The following is a 15914-nucleotide window of genomic DNA, read 5'->3' on the forward strand; positions in this document are numbered from 1 at the left end:
TGGCGGGGTCCGCAATCGTGGTCGACTACGGGATCGGCGAGGCTGTTCCGCCAACTGCCGGTCCAGCGCTGGTTGCTGCTGTTGGAGCAGGCGCAGGGCTGAGCCGAAGTCGTTCGCCACCGAGCGTTGTCGATAGCCGGGTCAGGTGGGCGGCGGGCGTCCCGGCCTGTACACGCGGTGACGTACCGCCGCCTGGCCGCCCGCGACTTCGGCGCGTCAGACCGCAGACCGAGGCCCCCGGCGGAGCCCGGCCCGCGTCCTCGGGCGCCACGCCCGATTCCTTCCGACGGTCGCAGCGGCCAGGCCGGCCTGCCCCCCGGGGGGTGTGCTGCTGGTCAGGCGTAGTGGCGGTACACAGCCTGAGCCACGCAAGCGGGCTTCTCACGGCCCTCGACCTCCACGGTGAAGGTCAGCGCCATCTGCACGCCGTTGCCCTTGACCTCCTCGACCGAGTCGACCACGCCGTGGAGGCGGATCTTCGCGCCGACCGGCACGGGGCTCGGGAAGCGCACCTTCTCCAGGCCGTAGTTGACGCTCATGGATATGCCGGAGATCTCCAACAGGTCGCCGAACATCGGGATGATCAGGGACAGAGTGAGGTAGCCGTGGGCGATGGGACCACCGAAGGGACCGTGCTGGGCCTTCTCCGGGTCGGTGTGGATCCACTGGTGGTCGTCGGTGGCGTCGGCGAAGGTGTTCACACGCTCCTGCGTGATCTCCAGCCAGTCGGTACGACCGAGGTCGCGGCCGGCGAGGGAGACGAGGCCTTCGAGGCCCTGGGCGGTGGTGGTCACGGGGTACTGCCTTTCCCTGGGGTCGATGGTGGGGCTTCGGGGGAGGGGGCCGGGTGGGCCAGGCGCACGGCCCGTTTGATGATCTTCCCGGAGGCCGTGCGGGGCAGGTCGTCGGCGAAGGCGACGGTCTTCGGGATCTTGTACTTGGCCAACCGGCCCCGCAAGTGCGCAAGGATTTCAGGGCCGTCGGCACGACGGTCGGCCTCCAGCACGACGACGGCGTGGCCGACCTCGCCCCAGACCGCGTCCGGCACGCCGACCACCGCGCACTCGCGCACCGCCGGGTGACTGAGGAGTGCGTCCTCCACTTCGGCCGGGTACACGTTCTCCCCGCCGGAGACGAACATGTCCTTGACCCGGTCGACGATGTAGGCGTAGCCCTCCGCGTCCGTGCGGGCGACGTCGCCCGTCCGCAGCCATCCGTCGCCGGTGAAGGCCGCCGCGGTGTCCTCGGGGCGGCCCCAGTAGCCGGACATCACGTTGGGCCCCTGGACGAGGACCTCACCGCGCTGTCCGGGTCCCGCGGGACTGCCGTCGGCGAGGACGACCCGGGTGTCGGTGAAGAAGTGCGGGACGCCCGCCGAACCCGCCTTCGCCGATGTCTGTTCCCGGTCGAGGAAGAGCACGCCGGGGGATGCCTCGGTCATGCCGTATCCCTGGCTGAAGGCCAGGCCGCGGGAGAGGTACCGCTGGATGGTGCGTGCCGGGACCGGTGCGCCGCCGCAGCTCACGGAGCGCAGGCTGGACAGGTCGGCCGTCTCCCAGCGCGGATGGGCGGCCATCGCGTCGTACATCGTGGGCACCCCGAACACGTACGTCACCCGCCGGCGTTCTACGACGTCCAGCACCGTCCCCGGGTCGAAGGCTTCCAGCAGCACGACCCGTCCTCCCTTGAGCAGGGTGGGCAGACAGGTCATGTTGAGCCCGGCGGTGTGGAACAGCGGGGCGACGACCAGAGTGACCTCGTCGCCGGTCAGGTCGGTGTCGACGAGGACGTTGACGCTGTTCCAGGTGATGTTGGCGTGCGACAGCACCGCGCCCTTGGGGCGGCCCGTCGTCCCGGAGGTGTACATGATGACGCAGGGATCGTCCGGGGCGACGGGCTCGTCCAGCGGACCGGTGTCACCAGCAGCGAGCAGATCCTCGTAGCCGAGGCCCTCGCCGTCCGGCATGCCGAGGGTGACGCGATGCCGGACTCCGCCGTTCGCGGCCACCGCGGCGGCGGTAGCCGCCTGCCCGGCGCCGTGCACCAGCACGGTACTGCCGGAGTCGACGAGGTTGTACGTCAACTCGGCTTTAGCGAGACGGGTGTTGAGCGGTACGAACACAGCGCCGAGGACGCCGGCGGCGAACAGGGTCTCCAGGAAGGCCGGGTGGTTGGGGCCCAGGTAGGCGACGCGGTCGCCGCGGGCGACGCCAAGGGTGTTGAGCCCGTGAGCCAGACGCAGGACCCGCTCGTGCAGTCGGCGGTAGGTGATCTCGGCGTCCCGGTGGACCAGGGCCGTGCGCCCCGGTGTCTTGCGTGCCCGGCGGGCGGGCCAGGAGCCGATGCCTTGGTTCAACACGGCGTCCTCCCTCAGTCCTTGTGCAGGCCGAGCAGGCGGGCGGCGTTGTCCTTGAGGATCCTGGGCCGGACCTCGGGCCTGATGTCGAGCTTCTCGAAGTCGGCGAGCCAGCGGTCCGGGGTGATGACCGGGTAGTCGGAGCCGAAGAGCACCTTGTCCTTGAGCAGTGTGTTGGCGTACCGCACCAGCTGCGGAGGGAAGTATTTCGGTGACCAGCCCGAGAGGTCGATGTACACGTAGGGCTTGTGCGTGGCGACGGCCAGGGCCTCGTCCTGCCAGGGGAACGACGGATGCGCCAGGATGATCCGCAGTTCGGGGAAGTCCACGGCCACGTCGTCGACGAGCATGGGGTTGGAGTACTTCAGCCGGATGCCGCCACCCCCGGGCACCCCGGCGCCGATCCCCGTCTGCCCGGTGTGGAACAACGCGGGCACGCCGAGTTCCTCGATCGTCTCGTACAGCGGGTACGCCATCCGGTCGTCCGGGGAGAACGCCTGGATGCTCGGGTGGAACTTGAAGCCGCGTACCCCGTACCCCTCGACCAGGCGGCGTGCCTCCCGTACGCCCGCACGGCCCTTGTGCGGGTCGACGCTGGCGAACGGGACGAGCACGTCGGCGTGGGCGGCGCAGCTCTCGGCGACCTCCTCGTTGGCGATGCGCGGATGACCGGTGCCGTGTTCGGCGTCCACGGTGAACACCACGGCGGCCATGTGCCGTTGCCGGTAGTACGCGGCCATCTCGTCGATGGTCGGCTGCCGGTGGCCGTGCGCCTTGAAGTACTCCTCGGAGGCCCCGAAGAGTTCCGGCCCGAGCGCGCCATGGCCGGTGCGGGAGATCTCCGCGTGGGTGTGGACGTCGATGGCGGTCAGGGCGTCGACATTGATGACCGGATCGCTCATGTCAGGCCTCCGGTGCCATGGGAGCCGGGATGCCGAACGACTCGGGCTCGGCGCCGACGCCGTCGTGCCAGTGCTCGCCGATCGCGTCGGCGCTCCAGCCGCCGTCGGTGAGGGCGACCGACTTCTCCTTGGGGTGGGCCCACAGGGCCAGCCGGTCGCCGCCGATGCCGATGGCCTGCCCGGTGACGTCCTTGGCGGTGTCCGAGGCGAGGAAGGTGATCAGACCAGCCACGTCCTCGACGGTGCCGAGCCCCTCCTCCTTGCGCAGGCGGTCCGGCAGCGGTGTGCCGGTGCGTTCGGCCTCCTCGATGGCCGGGGCGAAAGCCGGGATGGTCTTGGTCATCTCCGTAGCGGCCACGGGGACCACCGCGTTGACGGTGATGCCCGCGCGGGCCAGCTCCAGTGCCCAGGTCCGGGCCATCGCCACGATGCCGGCCTTGGCGGCGGCGTAGTTGGTCTGGCCGAAGTTGCCGCGCTGGCCCGCGGGGGAGGAGACCAGGATCAGCCGTCCTCCCTCGCCCTGCTCGCGCATCCGCACCGCCGCGGCCCGGGCGCAGGTGAAGGTGCCGCGCAGGTGGACCCTGACCACGGAGTCGAAGTCGTCGTCCGTCATCTTCCACAGCACCCGGTCGCGCAGGATGCCGGCGTTGGTGACGAGGACGTCCAGGCGGCCGAACTCGCCCACCGCTGCCTCGGTGAGCCGCTCGGCGGCCTCGCTGTCGCCCACGGCGGCCACGACGCCGACGGCACGGCCGCCTGCCGCGGTGATGGCGCCGACAGCCTCGTCGACCACATCGGCGTCGACATCGTTGACCACGACCGCGGCGCCCGCGGCGGCCAGGGCCCGGGCGTAGGCCAGTCCCAGCCCGCGCCCGCTTCCGGTGACGACGGCGACCTTGCCCTGCAGATCCATGACTGTGCCTCTTCCTGATGGCGGTGAGGTTCCTGAGGGGCGGTGAGGCCGACCGGGCCGGCACCCACGATTGATCGACAGGAATCCTGTCGGTTGGCTCCCAGTGTTCTCTTTTAACAGGAATCCTGTCAATGGCTTAGGGTGGTGCACCGTGAGACACGGATCGGCAGTCAGTGGAGGCACGGGATGACACGAGCGCCGGAGCGGTCCACGGGGGGCGCCGGATCCGCGACCGAAGCGGGGCCGTCGCTGCTCTACTTGCTCAAGCGGACCGAACTCGTGGTCCGCGCCCGCCTGGAGGAGTTGCTCAAGCCCGCGGGCGTCACCGCGCTCCAGTACACGGCGCTGACCGTGCTGGAGCGCCACGACGGTATCTCCGCCGCCCAGTTGGCCCGCGACTCGTTCGTGACGGCGCAGTCGATGGCGGACATGGTGCGCGGGCTGGAGAGCCGGGGACTGGTGCGCCGGGAGCCGAATCCGGGCAACCGGCGCGAGAAGGTGATCCTGCTCGCGGACGCGGGACGGCGGCTGCTCGCCGAGTACGCCGAACCGGCCCGGATGCTGGAGCAGCGGATGGTGGCGGATCTCGACCCCGCCGACGTCGAGCGCTTCCGTGACGTTCTGAGGAGCGCGCACCGCGCGCTGTCCTGACCCGCGCCGCGGTGACGGTGCCCCGCGGTGGGGGAGGGGGCCGGATCCGGAGCACGGCCGCCGGAGTCACGACTTCGAGCGCGCCATCTCGTCCGGCCGCCGTGCCGCCGTCGCCCGCTCGAAACGGCGTGTCCTCGTGCGTTCTGCGGTCGTCCAACGAGGCGTACGGGTCGGCTGTGGCCGCAGAGTCGTGATGGGAGGCCAGTTCGGTGCGATGCTGTCTGGCATGATCATGATCGCTGGCCCTTCGTCCGCAGACACCTCCGACCCGATAGGCGTCCTGATCCTCCTCGCAGCCTTGGGGTTCGCAGCCGTCTTCATCGGAGGGAGGTTGGCGTTCAATGTGCGCGGTGCTGTCGATGCAACGCTGGCGCGAAGACGAGCCGGCCTTGAGTTGAAAGCTCAGAGCACAGGCGATCTGAGGCTCCCAGACACCTGGAGCCTCAGCCCTTCCTTCTTCAAGTTTCTCGGAAGCGTCACTATGGTGGCGGGGCTTGCGCTGCTGGCCCTGAGTCTGATCCTGATGACCGACTGATCCGGCAGTGAGGTTGCCCGGATGGGTGTCGGCTATCGAGTGAGAGTGGCGCCAGGCGATGCGGGGCACGGCCTGGTGGAAAGCCTTGCTCTGAGCTGACAGTTCTCGCCTTCGCGGTGTGGGACGGTCCTGGAGGTGTCCGTCAGAAGATGTTGGCGATGACGGTGTCCCAGCCGCTCAGGTCCACGAGGGTCGGCTTGCGATGGGTGGTGGGACCGCCGGGGTAGAGGAGGAGGCAGCCGGGCCTACGTCTTCCACGCCAGGGTCGCCGCAGCAGCGGTCCGACTGTGGCTCAGCTCGCAACCCGCGCGGAAGGTATCAGGCGCCGGTCCGCCCGTCGACGAGCTCACGTACGACATCGAGGTGGCCGTTGTGGCGGGACGTCTCCTCAATGAGGTGGAGGATCACCCACCGGAGGTCGACGTGGCGGCCGTCGCTGATGGAACGCTTGGCCCTTGAGTCCAGGTCGTGATCGGACACCAGGCGACGGTAGCGGGCGCTCTGCTCCTCGTACTCGGCAAGAAGCTGGGGCAACGGGACATCGACTGCTGTCCGCATCTCAGGGTCGGGGTCATCGTCGGTCGCCTCGGCGAGCGGCCCCGCGAGCTCCTCGCCCAGAAACATCACTTGGAACCAGTAGTACTCGACCCAACGCAGATGGCTGATCAGCCCGCACAACGTCATCAGCGGTGAACTCGGGAGCGGGGCCTTGCGGGCGTCTTCGGCGGACACTCCCTCACACTTGGTTCGCGCGGTGTCACGGGCGTAGTTGAGGAAGGTGGCCAGCTGCGTACGCTCGTCCCACGTAGGAGGCGTGTCGGTTCGTTGAGTCATCGCGAGGAGTTTCCCGCAGCTCGGAACGGGTGTCGACCCAATTGATCGCGAGCACCGTCAAGTGCCACAGCACCGCCTGGGCTCCGGGAGACTCTGAGAAGATCCGCCGGACGGCCCTAGCCGACGGAGACGTCTCTGTTCTGGGCTCTATGCCTCACTTGCTGGCTGCTCCGCAGCGGGTGCGGCCCGCCATACGGGGCAGCGTAGGTGCATGAGTGACCAGCGGAAGTACAACTTCGTGTCGTTCCCCGCTCGGGGGATGAGCAGGTAAACGCGACGCTGGTGGAATGGGTGCACGAGGGTGGGGGCCCGTGAACCATGCGGTCGCGACGCACCACGACGGGATTCCGGCGTACTACTAGTTCTTGTTCAAGCGCCGTCTCGTCTAGGAGCCGTCCGGGCGGTCTGACGGATGCCGAGTGGGAACGGCCGCGGCCGTTCCTGCCGGTGAGCAATGGACGTTGTGGCCGGTGGGCGGGATCTTCCCGAGCGCTTCGGCCCCTGGAGGACGGTGTATGAACGCCACCGGCTGTGGTCGGCCGACGAGACGTGGAAACGTCTGCTGCAGCAGGCTCAGGCCGTCGCCGATGCCGCGGGTGAGAGCCCTTCCGGAGACGCTGGAGGGCATCGTCGCCGCAGACCTGCGGGCAGCGGCCCAGGAAGCCGGCCTGCCGGGGCATCGTCGCTGTCGTTCTATTCTTCGTTCGAAGCAGCTGCCCGTGGCCGCCAGACCGGAAACCCGATGAGATGACCGCCCCTGCACCGCTCACCAGCGAGCCGGACACATCGGCGCGTACGTGTCCCGGCGACCAGATCGGCCCGTGCTCCACATGCCGTCTGACGCGCGCCTGGCTTGAGCTATAACGTCGTGAGTTCGGAGGCGTCGCGGCTGGCTGTCTGGTCGCATCGGTGTGAACCGGTGAAACTGGTCTTGTCGGCGCCGCGGGCCCTGGGCAGCGAAGAGGTGAGGAGTCAGAGTGTTCGCACAGGACGGTGCTCTACCGGCGGTCGCGTCACCCGCCGACGTGTGGTTGCTGGCTCGTCAGCAGTTGGCCCCGCTGCGCCGGTCCACCCGTGAACTGGCCCTTGCGCTAGCCGACACCCATGGCCCCCGCTTTGCGGTCTGGTACACCGATGAGCTGCTCTTCGGCGTCGATGACGGGCGGCTTGTCCTGCGCACCCTGGGCGGCATGGACTTGCCCGCTCCTGAGGTGGTGTGTGTACGACAGCTGGCCGGCCCCATGCAAAACGACCGCGAAGTGACCTTGCTGCGGCATCTGGAGCGCATGGGCAGCACCCTCATCAACTCAGTCGATGCCCAGCTCAAGACGCGGAACAAGATGTGGCAGTTGCAGGAACTCGCCCTGGCCGGCCTGCCTGTGCCCGACACCCTCTCCTACGCCACTGCCCCCTTGGAAGGCGTCGTCCACAGCCCTCACCTGGGTACGCCCTGCGTCGTGAAGTCGGTCAGCGGCTCCAAGGGCGGCCAGGTCTTCCTGGCCCACGACCCGAGCTTGCTCCGGGCCGTGGCCGGCAGCCTCAGCCAGGACGCGCCGTTCCTCTTCCAGGAACACGTGACCCATTCGCACGGCCGTATCCTGCGCGTGGTCGTGGTCGACGACGAACCGGTGGGTGCCGTAGTACACGCCTCCCGCAACGGTACCCTTACTGCCAACATCTCCAGGGGCGGCTCTGCAACCCTGTGCACAGGCCGCTATCCGCAAGCGGAAGAGCTGGCGGTGCGTGCGGTCGGCGCGCTGGGGCTGGACTTCGCCGGCGTGGACCTACTGTTCGCCTCGGAAGACACCTACACCGTCTGCGAGGTGAACGCGGTCCCGGGCTGGCGCCCAGGAATGACCGCAGTCATCCCCGCCGTTACGGCCTGCATTGCCCGTCGCCTGTCTGCCCGCGGCTACACCGCACCGCAGTCAACCGTGTAGAGCCGCTCCCCGGGTGGAGGTGGCAGGGCCGTTCACTGAACTGGTGGGGCTGTCCGTGCTGACGATCAACGTTGCGGTGCTGCTGGCGGAGCCCGTCGGGTCGGGTGACGTCCGCAGAGTCCTGACAGCGCTGCCGAGCAGTTTCTTCACCCCTTCAACGGTGATGCCCATCAGTTCGGCTATGGTCTCGCGGTCCAAGCCATCGATGTAGCGCAGGGCCAGAGCTTCGTGCTGGCCGGGGGGGGGCCGGGCGACGCTCTGCTTCAGGTCCATGCGCAACTCGGCGGGACCGATCCGGTCCGGGCAGATCATTGAAGCCTGGGTCAGTTGTCCGTAGAGACCGTCGTCGCCGGCGGGTCGGGGCGCCGGCTGCGGACCACGTACCAGTCGGCGATCTTTCGTCGAGCGATGACGAACAACGGGGCAACGGGTTCATCGTACGTCTCCTGGTGGCGGGCGAAGTGGCGCAGGAAGGCGTTCCACACCTCGTGGGCGAGGTTTCCGCCTCCTCGTGGTCGGCGATCTTGTTCTGGATGAATCGGACGAGCCGTGAGTGGTGCGCGCGGTAGAGGACCGCACGGGGATCCGTGCGGTCCTCACCTGGCTCCCGGACGGTCACTCGTGGCCGCCTTCCCGCTCGTCGTTGGCAGCGGCCGGCGGGCGGTCCGAGCGTGATGGTCCTTTCGCCGCCCGCCGAATCGCGGTGCGTGACCTGCCCGGCCTGACCGCTGCCGGTCAGGCAGCCCGCGAGCCGGGTCATGGTCCGGTCTTTCTCCCGTTCCTGGGGAGTCACGCACGCACGGCTCTTAATGTGCCGTACGCTCCCCCAACCTGGAGGGGTGTTCGTCCTAGGCAGTTTCGTTTGGATCACCGGGCGGACCAGAGGAAGATGCCCGCGATGTGGAGTCCGGCCAGGTAGATGGTGGCGGTCTTTTCGTAGCGGGTGGCGATACCACGCCACTGCTTCAGGCGGTTGATGCACCGCTCGACGGTGTTGCGCTGCTTGTAGGTCTCGCGGTCGAAGGCCGGTGGCCTGCCGCCCCGGCTGCCCCGACGTAGCCGGTGTGCGCGCTGGTCTGCGGGGACGGGGATCACTGCCCGGATGCCGCGCTTGCGCAGGTGCTCGCGGATCGCGCGGGAGGAGTACGCCTTGTCGGCCAGGACCAGGTCCGGCCTGGTGCGGGGTCGTCCTCGTCGGCGGGGAACGCGCAGGCGGGCCATGACGTCGGTGAACGCGGGTGCGTCACCGGCCTGGCCTGCGGTGAGAACGAACGCCAGGGGCCGGCAGCGGGCGTCGGCAGCGAGGTGGATCTTCGTGGTCAGTCCGCCGCGGGACCGGCCGATGGCATGGTCGGTCGGCTCGCCGGCCGGGGCCCCCTTTTGCGGGCTCCGGCCGCGTGCTGGTGGGCCCGCACGATGGTGGAGTCGACCGAGACGGCCCAGTTGAGGTCCTCGTCCGCGTCTGCCTGGGCGACCAGGGCGGTGAAGACTCGCTCCCAGGTGCCGTCGACGGCCCACATCCGCAGCCGGTTGTAGACCCCTCGCCAGTTGCCGTACTTCTCCGGCAGGTGAACCCACTGCGTGCCGGTCTGGAACTTGTAGGCGATCGCGTCGATCACCTCTCGATGGTCTCGCCAGCGACCACCTCGCCTCGGCGTCCGGTCCGGGAGCAACGGCTCAATCCGCGCCCACTGCGCATCAGTCAACGGCACACCCGAACCAACGACCGACTGATCCAAACGAAACTGCCTAGCGGCGTGAAGGCATGCTCTTTGCGCACGTCTGCGGCCAACCGGCATATTGCCGGTGGGTACACCCCGCTCCCAACACCGCGAGTACGCCCGGTGAGCTTAGGACTCCCTTCTGTCGAGCGCGCGTTGGACACAGTCGATGTCTCCGGCCGCGTCTCTCTCCGACGGGATGGCCCGCAGCATGTGTGCCCTCCAGCGCCCACCCGCGGAAACGCATCTACAAGGTCTACCAGGAGCCGTGACGTTCCGGCACGTCACGCCAGGCAGATCGGTGCGCAGCATCCGAAGCCGACGTTGACGACGACGAACTCGCCGAGAACCCATGGCCGAGGCATCCCTGCAATGTTGTAGGTACCGCCCGCCGTGCGACTTCGCCACACTCGGGCAGGCGAGCAACGCCTCGCCCATAGGCCACGACGGAGAGAAACCATGATCATCACGAAGACCCCTCAGCTCATCGGTATCGGGATCGCGACCGTTGCCCTCGCGAGCACCGCCTTCGCCGGCTCGGCCCATGCCAAGGATGATCTGAAGGGGGTGCAGGTGACGGCCAGCGCGCCCTGCAAGGACCGCCACATCATCTTTACCGTCAACGGCACTCCCTACCACGGCTACGACTACAGCAAGACGATGACGACCATCATCTCCAAGGGCTCCCAGGGCAACACCGTCAAGGAGGCCCAGTGTCTGCTGGAGTACGTCAAGTGCAGCCCCGGCACGGTGGACGGCATCTTCGGTGACAACACCAGGGCCGCGACGATCCGTTTCCAGAAGAAGAACGGGCTGGTGGCCGACGGTTCTATCGGCCCGAAGACCTGGCCGAAGCTGCGTGACCTGGACCCCACGGTCTGCTGAGCCCTTCCTCTGATGGCATCCGTGGGCCGGTGCTGCGGAGGCAGTCAGGTGTGCCTGTCCGGACGTGTATCCACCCGAACAACAACACGGGAGCTGATGCCTTGTGCGCGTACGAGCGAACCGCAGGACGACCAAGCGCTTGGCCGTTGCGGCGACAGTGGCCGCTGCCCTCGCCACCACCACGATGGTTACGGCGCCGACCGCTTCGGCTGATTCCCGCAGGGGGTGCGACTGGCCGCGCGTCTGCTTCTATCTGACCTCCAGCGACTGGGACGACGACGAGCCCACGGCCGCGTTCCAGGACGTCACGACCTCCTACCAGAATCTCGGCTCCCGGAGCCGAGGCGCCAACTACGTCGTCAACACACGCAACGACGACCGGGTCTACCTGCGTTACATCCACAATGGCACCGGTGCGACGTCCTATCTGTGCGTGGATCCGAACCACAACCAGACCTTCAGTAACACCTTCACGGTGACCGGAATCCGCATCGACACCGCTTCCAGCTGCTGACGGACCGACGTAGCGGCGCACCGGTTGCCAGTCATAGTCGCGCATGACCTGGCAGCACGGGGCCGGACGCGTCCCTCGTCGCCCCGGTCGGGCCTGCCCGCGTCATCCAACGAACGCGTACCGATGTCCAGATCGACCACGCCCATCTCCAGGAGCCCTCCATGGCACTCTCCGCAACCCACAGGCGTACCTCGCTCGTGCTCGCCTCTCTCACCCTGTTGGGCGGCACGGCCACCGGCGGCGTCGCCGCCGCGGCCGAGAGCGGCGCCACCGCTGCCGCGGCCTACTCGTGCAACGTAAGCATGAGCTCCACCGGCCGCCTCTCCGCCGGCTACTACAGCGGCACCACTGTCGTTCCGTCCGCCTCGCAGGTGACCTCCGCCGGCAAGGAAGCCCAGTGCCTCCTCCAGTATCACGGTCACAACCCCGGGACGATCGACGGCATCTTCGGCCGCAATTCTCAGGCAGCGGCCAAGAAGTTTCAGAGCACCGTGAACTACGCCTGCGACACCAACCTGGCCGAGGACGGCAAGGTCGGCCCGCAGACCTGGCCCTACCTGCGTCGGCTCTACTGCTGACCGAGCCGTGGCATGGCGGTGCTCTCTTCCGAAGGGCCGGGTGTCCACAACGCGTCGCACATCTTCGACCGGCAGTGCTTGGTCTGCCTCGACCACCGAGGGGCCCCGAGTCTGGGGTATGGCTGCATCCGGGCCATGCCCCGAGCTGCCGGGGTGAGCGAGACAACGATCCGCGCACGTCCTCGGTGCCACGGTCACCGGCTCCGGTCTCTGGGCCACGCCTGCGGGGCGAACCTGGAACCGCGAACCGTGTGAAGCTGCGATCGCTGCCGTTCGGGACAGCGGCAGTGACCTGTTGTCGCGCCTGACGCGTGGTCACGTGCGCGGACGTCGATCATATGGCCAAGCTGCCTGCAAAGGCATCCGGCATCGCGGGCGAAGGTCGGCGGCCGGCCGCCGAGGGTTCCGCGTCGGTGGCGGTTCGCCGCCTGGTCGCGGCGCTCGGGGATCGTGGCAGCGATGCCCCGGCGCCTCAGCAGATGGCGGATGGCGGATGGCCCTGCTGGAATACGCCTTGTCACCCAGCACACGGTCCGGTGTCGTGCGCGGGCGGCTCGTGCCGAGGCGCGGGGTGCGGATGCCGTCGAGGACCTGGCCGAACGCCGTCGCATCGTTGACGTTGCCGGGCGTGAGCACAATCGACAGGGGCAGGCCCCGGCCATCGACGGCGAGATGGACCTTGGTGGTCAGTCCGCCTCGGGAGCGGCCGAGGGCCTGGCGCGCCTGCGAGCGGCCCGGATCCTCCAGTTCGTCCCCGTTCACATCCCCCTTTTGCGGGCGCCGACTGCGTGCTGGTGGGCTCGGTTGATGGTGGAGTCGACGGAGACGGTCCATTCCACCCGGCCCACCGCGTCATCGCGGACCTGATCGTGCTCCAGCAGCCGTGCCCAGGTGCCGTCCGCCTCCCAGGGGGCGAACCGCTCGTAGACGGTCTGCCACGTCCCGAACCGGTCGGGAAGATCCCGCCACGGAGCCCCGGCCCGCAGCCGCCACAGCACCCCGTTGACCACCTGCCGGTGATCACGCCACGGACGGCCCCGTCCGTCCACCTGAGGCAAAAGGGGCTCTATCCGCCTCCATGCCGCATCCGTCAACTCACCTCGACCTGCCACAAGATCAATTATCCGACCGGCTATAGAGTCCTGCCCGTGGCGAATCATCAGGACGAGACCAGGACGGCCTACGACGGTGTCGTCGAGCTGTACGCATCGCTGTTCGCAAACCGGCTGGAAACACAGCCTTTCTCCCGGGCCATGATCGGCACCTTCGCCGAACTGGTGCGCGCGACGGGCAACCTGCGGACAGCGGACGTCGGGTGCGGGCCCGGACATCTGACAGCCATGCTGCACGAACTCGGCCTGGACGCCTTCGGACTAGACCTTGCCCCCGGCATGGTCGACCACGCCCGGCAGGCCCATCCGGCGCTGCGCTTCCAAGAGGCGCGGATGGAATCCCTGCCGATCGAGGACGCCACGCTCGGCGGCGTGCTGGCCCACTACTCAATGATTCACACCCCTCCGGGGGAACTACCGGAGCTGCTCGCCGAACAGGTACGCGTCCTGGCACCGAACGGTCTGCTCCTGGTCTCCTTCTTCGGGACCGACGGACAAGTACCGGTCCGGTTCGACCACAAGGTGGCGCCCGCCTACAGATGGCCGGTGGATCGCCTCGCCGAACTGCTGGGCGATGCTGGGCTCGATCCCTTCGCCCGGCTGCTCCACGATCCATCCTCTGATCGGGGCTTCCTCGACACCCATCTACTGGCCCGCCGTTCGTAGCCACTGCCCAGTCCCCCAGCCGATCGGCGCACCTCCGGGTTGCCAGCTCAGCCGAATCTCGCTGATCAGACCGGAATTGTCAGACACCCCCTAGCAAGGTCTCTCCGCAGTGGGTTGTCAGGTAGGAACCACGGCTGTCCTTCCAGATGCCGCCCGAGCACCGTGCCAGTGCCGTGACCTGGTCCTCGAGGCCGTGCAGCAGGCACGGGGACGTCCTCGTGCGAGACGAGGACGCTTTTCTCCTGCCTGAGGACGACCACGGGGTGAAGAAGATCGGCCACGGCATCGCTTCGAGGACGGCAGCCGGGCCCGGTCGGTGGGCCCGTGAGCACTCGGAGGGCGTAGGCGTTCATTCCTCCGCCCCGTCGTCCTCCAGCCCGGGGCATCTGGGTCGCGCAGCGGTCGCAGGCCGCCGGCTGGGAGGGCGTTCTCCGGTCTGGCCGGCGTCGGCGACCTCATCGCCACCCTGAATGTCCCCGCTGTCCCGCAACCGCACCTGTGGCGAACACCTGGGCCGGGACATGACCGTGGAGGGAGGCGACGACGGCCACCTGACAGACCGCCGAGGGCGTGAAGTCGTCCGCGTCGATCCTGGCCCTCGCGCGGCACCACTGCGTGGAGATGCCAATCGCCGAGGTCGTCGCCCTCATCAACGGCACGCCGACCGTCGAAGCGGCCCGTCGGCTCATGAACCGCTCGCCCAAGGCCGAGCGTTACGACACCTGACGGCCTCCATGCGGAGCAGGGGGCCGAGACTGCCCCGCCCGGCTACCGCAGAGGTTTACCCGAAGCCCAACCCGGGGTTGACGCCGAGATGACCTGCGCACGACAGAATCTCGCGAGGTCGACGCTACCGTGGCAACGACAATCAAGGGGGAGTCAGTGAAGCGACGTGTACTCGGGCTGCTGGCCGCGGCCTTCAGCACGGTGTTGATCGCCACCACACCAGCCTCGGCGCACAGCACAAACGACTGGGTGAAGACCACCCAGGGTGCGCCTGCGGGATGGGCGCACAGGACCGCGAAGAGCTACGTCGGTGGTGTCCAGCAGGAGACGGACATCTACTGGCAGGACAACGGTGAGGTCTGGGTCCAGAGCAGGGTGTGGGACAGGTCGACCGACGGCTACTGCGCGGCGGTCCAGATCCGCTACGAGATCTCTGAGAGTCCCGGCAAGTGGGCAGGCCACTGGCACTACCGGCCCGTCGGTGGCGCCCTCGACTGCGCCTTCGCGGAATCCATCCCGCAGTACAGCGCGAACTGGATGGCGCGATACCCCACCCGCAAGGTCGCGGCACGGGCTTGTCACGCCAACTCGAAGGGCCAGATCGTCGAATGTGAAGGAACGTGGCACTGAACCTGCGGGATGCCGACGGCGACACGTGCTATTTGTCCGCCAGCGAGCATGAACCAACGGGGAGGCGTTCGAATATCTCCGCTATCTGTGGGACGAACCGGCCACCCAGCTGGCGATCAGCTTCGTCGGCGGGGAGTGCTGCCACACCGTGCTGCGCCGCGAGCCGATGCTGTCCTCCCGGATCTTCGTCTGGCTGCCAGGCGGTTGGTGCTGGTCCGTAGGATGTTTCGCTTCTCTGGATCAACAGCGGCTCAAGCGGGCTCGCCGCGCTGCTCGGGACTGGAACGCCTATCTGGCGGCTCGAACAACACCGAGACCGAACACAGGGCCGTTCGCGAAGACCACCTCAGCACCGAGCCCGCCGCATCACGAGCTACCAAGCCGACGCCATGGTCTACCCCTCACCCGGCCCGTCGCTGGACGTCCTGCCGCACACGCCCGAGGGCAGGCCGGCGCCCGGCACCTTCCGGCTCGGGGGCTCGCCCGGGATGGTCAAGCACCAGGGCACCAAGGCCGCCGCCCATGCGCTCGGGATCTCCCAGCGCACCGTGGAGCGGTACGTCAAAGGACAGCTCAAGCGGCCCCGCCAGGACCTGCGCGGCCGCATAGAGCGTGAGGTCAAGAAACGGTGGCAGCCGCAGGTGCGGGCCAAGGCCAAGAAGAAGGCGGCCTTCACCGACGGGCTGGTCGTATCCACCCGCGCCCGGTTTGGGTTCACTGCGGCGCCGGGCACCACCGACGACGCCCGGATCCGCGATATCACCCAAGCTCTGCCGCCCGAGTACGCCGACCAGCTGTTCACAGCCCGCGAGCAGGGCGCCACCGAGCTGCAGCTGCGGCAGATCGCCGCCGATGGCCTCGCCCGGATGTACTTCCGTGCCAACAACTCTCGCGCGCACGGGCTGGGCGTGGAGTTCACCGACGTGGAGCACATCGAGATCGAGCTGTAGA

At 68.3% G+C, this 15914-nt stretch carries 17 protein-coding genes and 2 pseudogenes; 11 read left to right on the forward strand and 8 right to left on the reverse strand.

Features of this window, described 5'->3' with window-relative positions; genetic code table 11:
- Nucleotides 1-335: 335 nt before the first annotated feature.
- Genes D1J63_RS36215 through D1J63_RS36230 form a run of 4 tightly spaced genes read right to left on the reverse strand, consistent with a single transcriptional unit; the run spans nt 336 to nt 4171 of the window.
- Nucleotides 336-794, reverse strand: coding sequence for a MaoC family dehydratase (locus D1J63_RS36215; protein ID WP_125634957.1), 459 nt, complete (start codon nt 792-794; stop codon nt 336-338).
- Entirely contained in the window at nt 791-2359 is a 1569-nt protein-coding gene (locus D1J63_RS36220; protein WP_125634959.1) for a long-chain fatty acid--CoA ligase, read from the reverse strand. The genes D1J63_RS36215 and D1J63_RS36220 overlap by 4 nt, the downstream gene beginning before the upstream one ends.
- A gap of 11 nt (nt 2360-2370) precedes the next feature.
- Nucleotides 2371-3258 (reverse strand): amidohydrolase family protein, encoded by an 888-nt coding sequence (locus D1J63_RS36225; RefSeq protein WP_125634961.1) that lies wholly within the window; start codon nt 3256-3258, stop codon nt 2371-2373.
- 1 nt (nt 3259) lies between these two features.
- A complete protein-coding gene (locus D1J63_RS36230) occupies nt 3260-4171 on the reverse strand; it encodes an SDR family NAD(P)-dependent oxidoreductase (protein ID WP_125634963.1) in 912 nt (303 codons plus the stop codon).
- Between the two features lie 186 nt (nt 4172-4357).
- Between D1J63_RS36230 and D1J63_RS36235 the strand changes: the two genes are divergently transcribed.
- Complete coding sequence (locus D1J63_RS36235) at nt 4358-4822, forward strand: MarR family transcriptional regulator (protein WP_125634965.1); 465 nt, start codon at nt 4358-4360, stop codon at nt 4820-4822.
- 226 nt (nt 4823-5048) lie between these two features.
- Nucleotides 5049-5357, forward strand: a complete 309-nt coding sequence (locus D1J63_RS36240; protein ID WP_125634967.1) for a hypothetical protein — start codon at nt 5049-5051, stop codon at nt 5355-5357.
- 318 nt (nt 5358-5675) lie between these two features.
- Here D1J63_RS36240 and D1J63_RS36245 read toward each other — a convergent pair whose 3' ends face one another.
- Complete coding sequence (locus D1J63_RS36245) at nt 5676-6191, reverse strand: DinB family protein (RefSeq protein ID WP_125634969.1); 516 nt, start codon at nt 6189-6191, stop codon at nt 5676-5678.
- 441 nt (nt 6192-6632) lie between these two features.
- On the opposite strand from D1J63_RS36245, the pseudogene D1J63_RS36250 reads away from it, so the two are divergent.
- Together D1J63_RS36250 and D1J63_RS36255 are read left to right on the forward strand one after the other, a co-directional pair.
- Nucleotides 6633-6780, forward strand: a pseudogene (locus D1J63_RS36250) (transposase); the annotation flags it as partial.
- A gap of 388 nt (nt 6781-7168) precedes the next feature.
- A complete protein-coding gene (locus D1J63_RS36255) occupies nt 7169-8131 on the forward strand; it encodes a RimK family alpha-L-glutamate ligase (protein ID WP_125634971.1) in 963 nt (320 codons plus the stop codon).
- On the opposite strand, the gene D1J63_RS36260 is transcribed toward D1J63_RS36255, so the two are convergent.
- Nucleotides 8120-8443, reverse strand: a complete 324-nt coding sequence (locus D1J63_RS36260; protein ID WP_125634974.1) for a sigma-70 family RNA polymerase sigma factor — start codon at nt 8441-8443, stop codon at nt 8120-8122. The genes D1J63_RS36255 and D1J63_RS36260 overlap by 12 nt on opposite strands.
- 555 nt (nt 8444-8998) lie before the next feature.
- Nucleotides 8999-9870, reverse strand: a protein-coding gene (locus tag D1J63_RS36265) for an IS5 family transposase (RefSeq protein WP_241235487.1) whose coding sequence is annotated in 2 segments (ribosomal slippage) — nt 8999-9510 and nt 9510-9870 — 873 coding nt in all. Because the reading frame shifts where the segments join, the coding sequence is not laid out codon by codon here.
- 441 nt (nt 9871-10311) lie between these two features.
- Here D1J63_RS36265 and D1J63_RS36270 point away from each other — a divergent pair.
- From D1J63_RS36270 to D1J63_RS36280, 3 genes are all read left to right on the forward strand, one after another.
- Complete coding sequence (locus D1J63_RS36270; RefSeq protein ID WP_125634975.1) at nt 10312-10737, forward strand: peptidoglycan-binding domain-containing protein; 426 nt, start codon at nt 10312-10314, stop codon at nt 10735-10737.
- A gap of 139 nt (nt 10738-10876) precedes the next feature.
- A complete protein-coding gene (locus D1J63_RS36275) occupies nt 10877-11251 on the forward strand; it encodes a hypothetical protein (RefSeq protein WP_125634977.1) in 375 nt (124 codons plus the stop codon).
- Between the two features lie 161 nt (nt 11252-11412).
- A complete protein-coding gene (locus D1J63_RS36280) occupies nt 11413-11829 on the forward strand; it encodes a peptidoglycan-binding domain-containing protein (RefSeq protein ID WP_125634979.1) in 417 nt (138 codons plus the stop codon).
- A 368-nt stretch (nt 11830-12197) separates the two neighbouring features.
- On the opposite strand, the pseudogene D1J63_RS36285 reads toward D1J63_RS36280, so the two are convergent.
- A pseudogene (locus D1J63_RS36285) lies at nt 12198-12941 on the reverse strand (IS5 family transposase); the annotation flags it as partial.
- 36 nt (nt 12942-12977) lie between these two features.
- On the opposite strand from D1J63_RS36285, the gene D1J63_RS36290 reads away from it, so the two are divergent.
- The 4 genes from D1J63_RS36290 to D1J63_RS36305 all read left to right on the forward strand — a co-directional run bounded on the left by D1J63_RS36290 (nt 12978) and on the right by D1J63_RS36305 (nt 15913).
- Nucleotides 12978-13607: a class I SAM-dependent methyltransferase gene (locus tag D1J63_RS36290; protein WP_125634981.1), complete on the forward strand. Its 630-nt coding sequence runs from the start codon at nt 12978-12980 to the stop codon at nt 13605-13607.
- Between the two features lie 570 nt (nt 13608-14177).
- Complete coding sequence (locus tag D1J63_RS36295) at nt 14178-14333, forward strand: oxidoreductase subunit (protein ID WP_125634983.1); 156 nt, start codon at nt 14178-14180, stop codon at nt 14331-14333.
- Nucleotides 14334-14489: 156 nt separating this feature from the next.
- The gene (locus D1J63_RS36300; protein WP_125634985.1) at nt 14490-14963 is read left to right on the forward strand and encodes a hypothetical protein; all 474 of its coding nucleotides are present in this window, start codon (nt 14490-14492) and stop codon (nt 14961-14963) included.
- 389 nt (nt 14964-15352) lie between these two features.
- A complete protein-coding gene (locus D1J63_RS36305) occupies nt 15353-15913 on the forward strand; it encodes an XRE family transcriptional regulator (protein ID WP_241235668.1) in 561 nt (186 codons plus the stop codon).
- Nucleotide 15914 lies beyond the last annotated feature (1 nt).

This window comes from Streptomyces sp. KPB2 (assembly GCF_003950055.1).
GTDB lineage: Bacteria > Actinomycetota > Actinomycetes > Streptomycetales > Streptomycetaceae > Streptomyces > Streptomyces salinarius.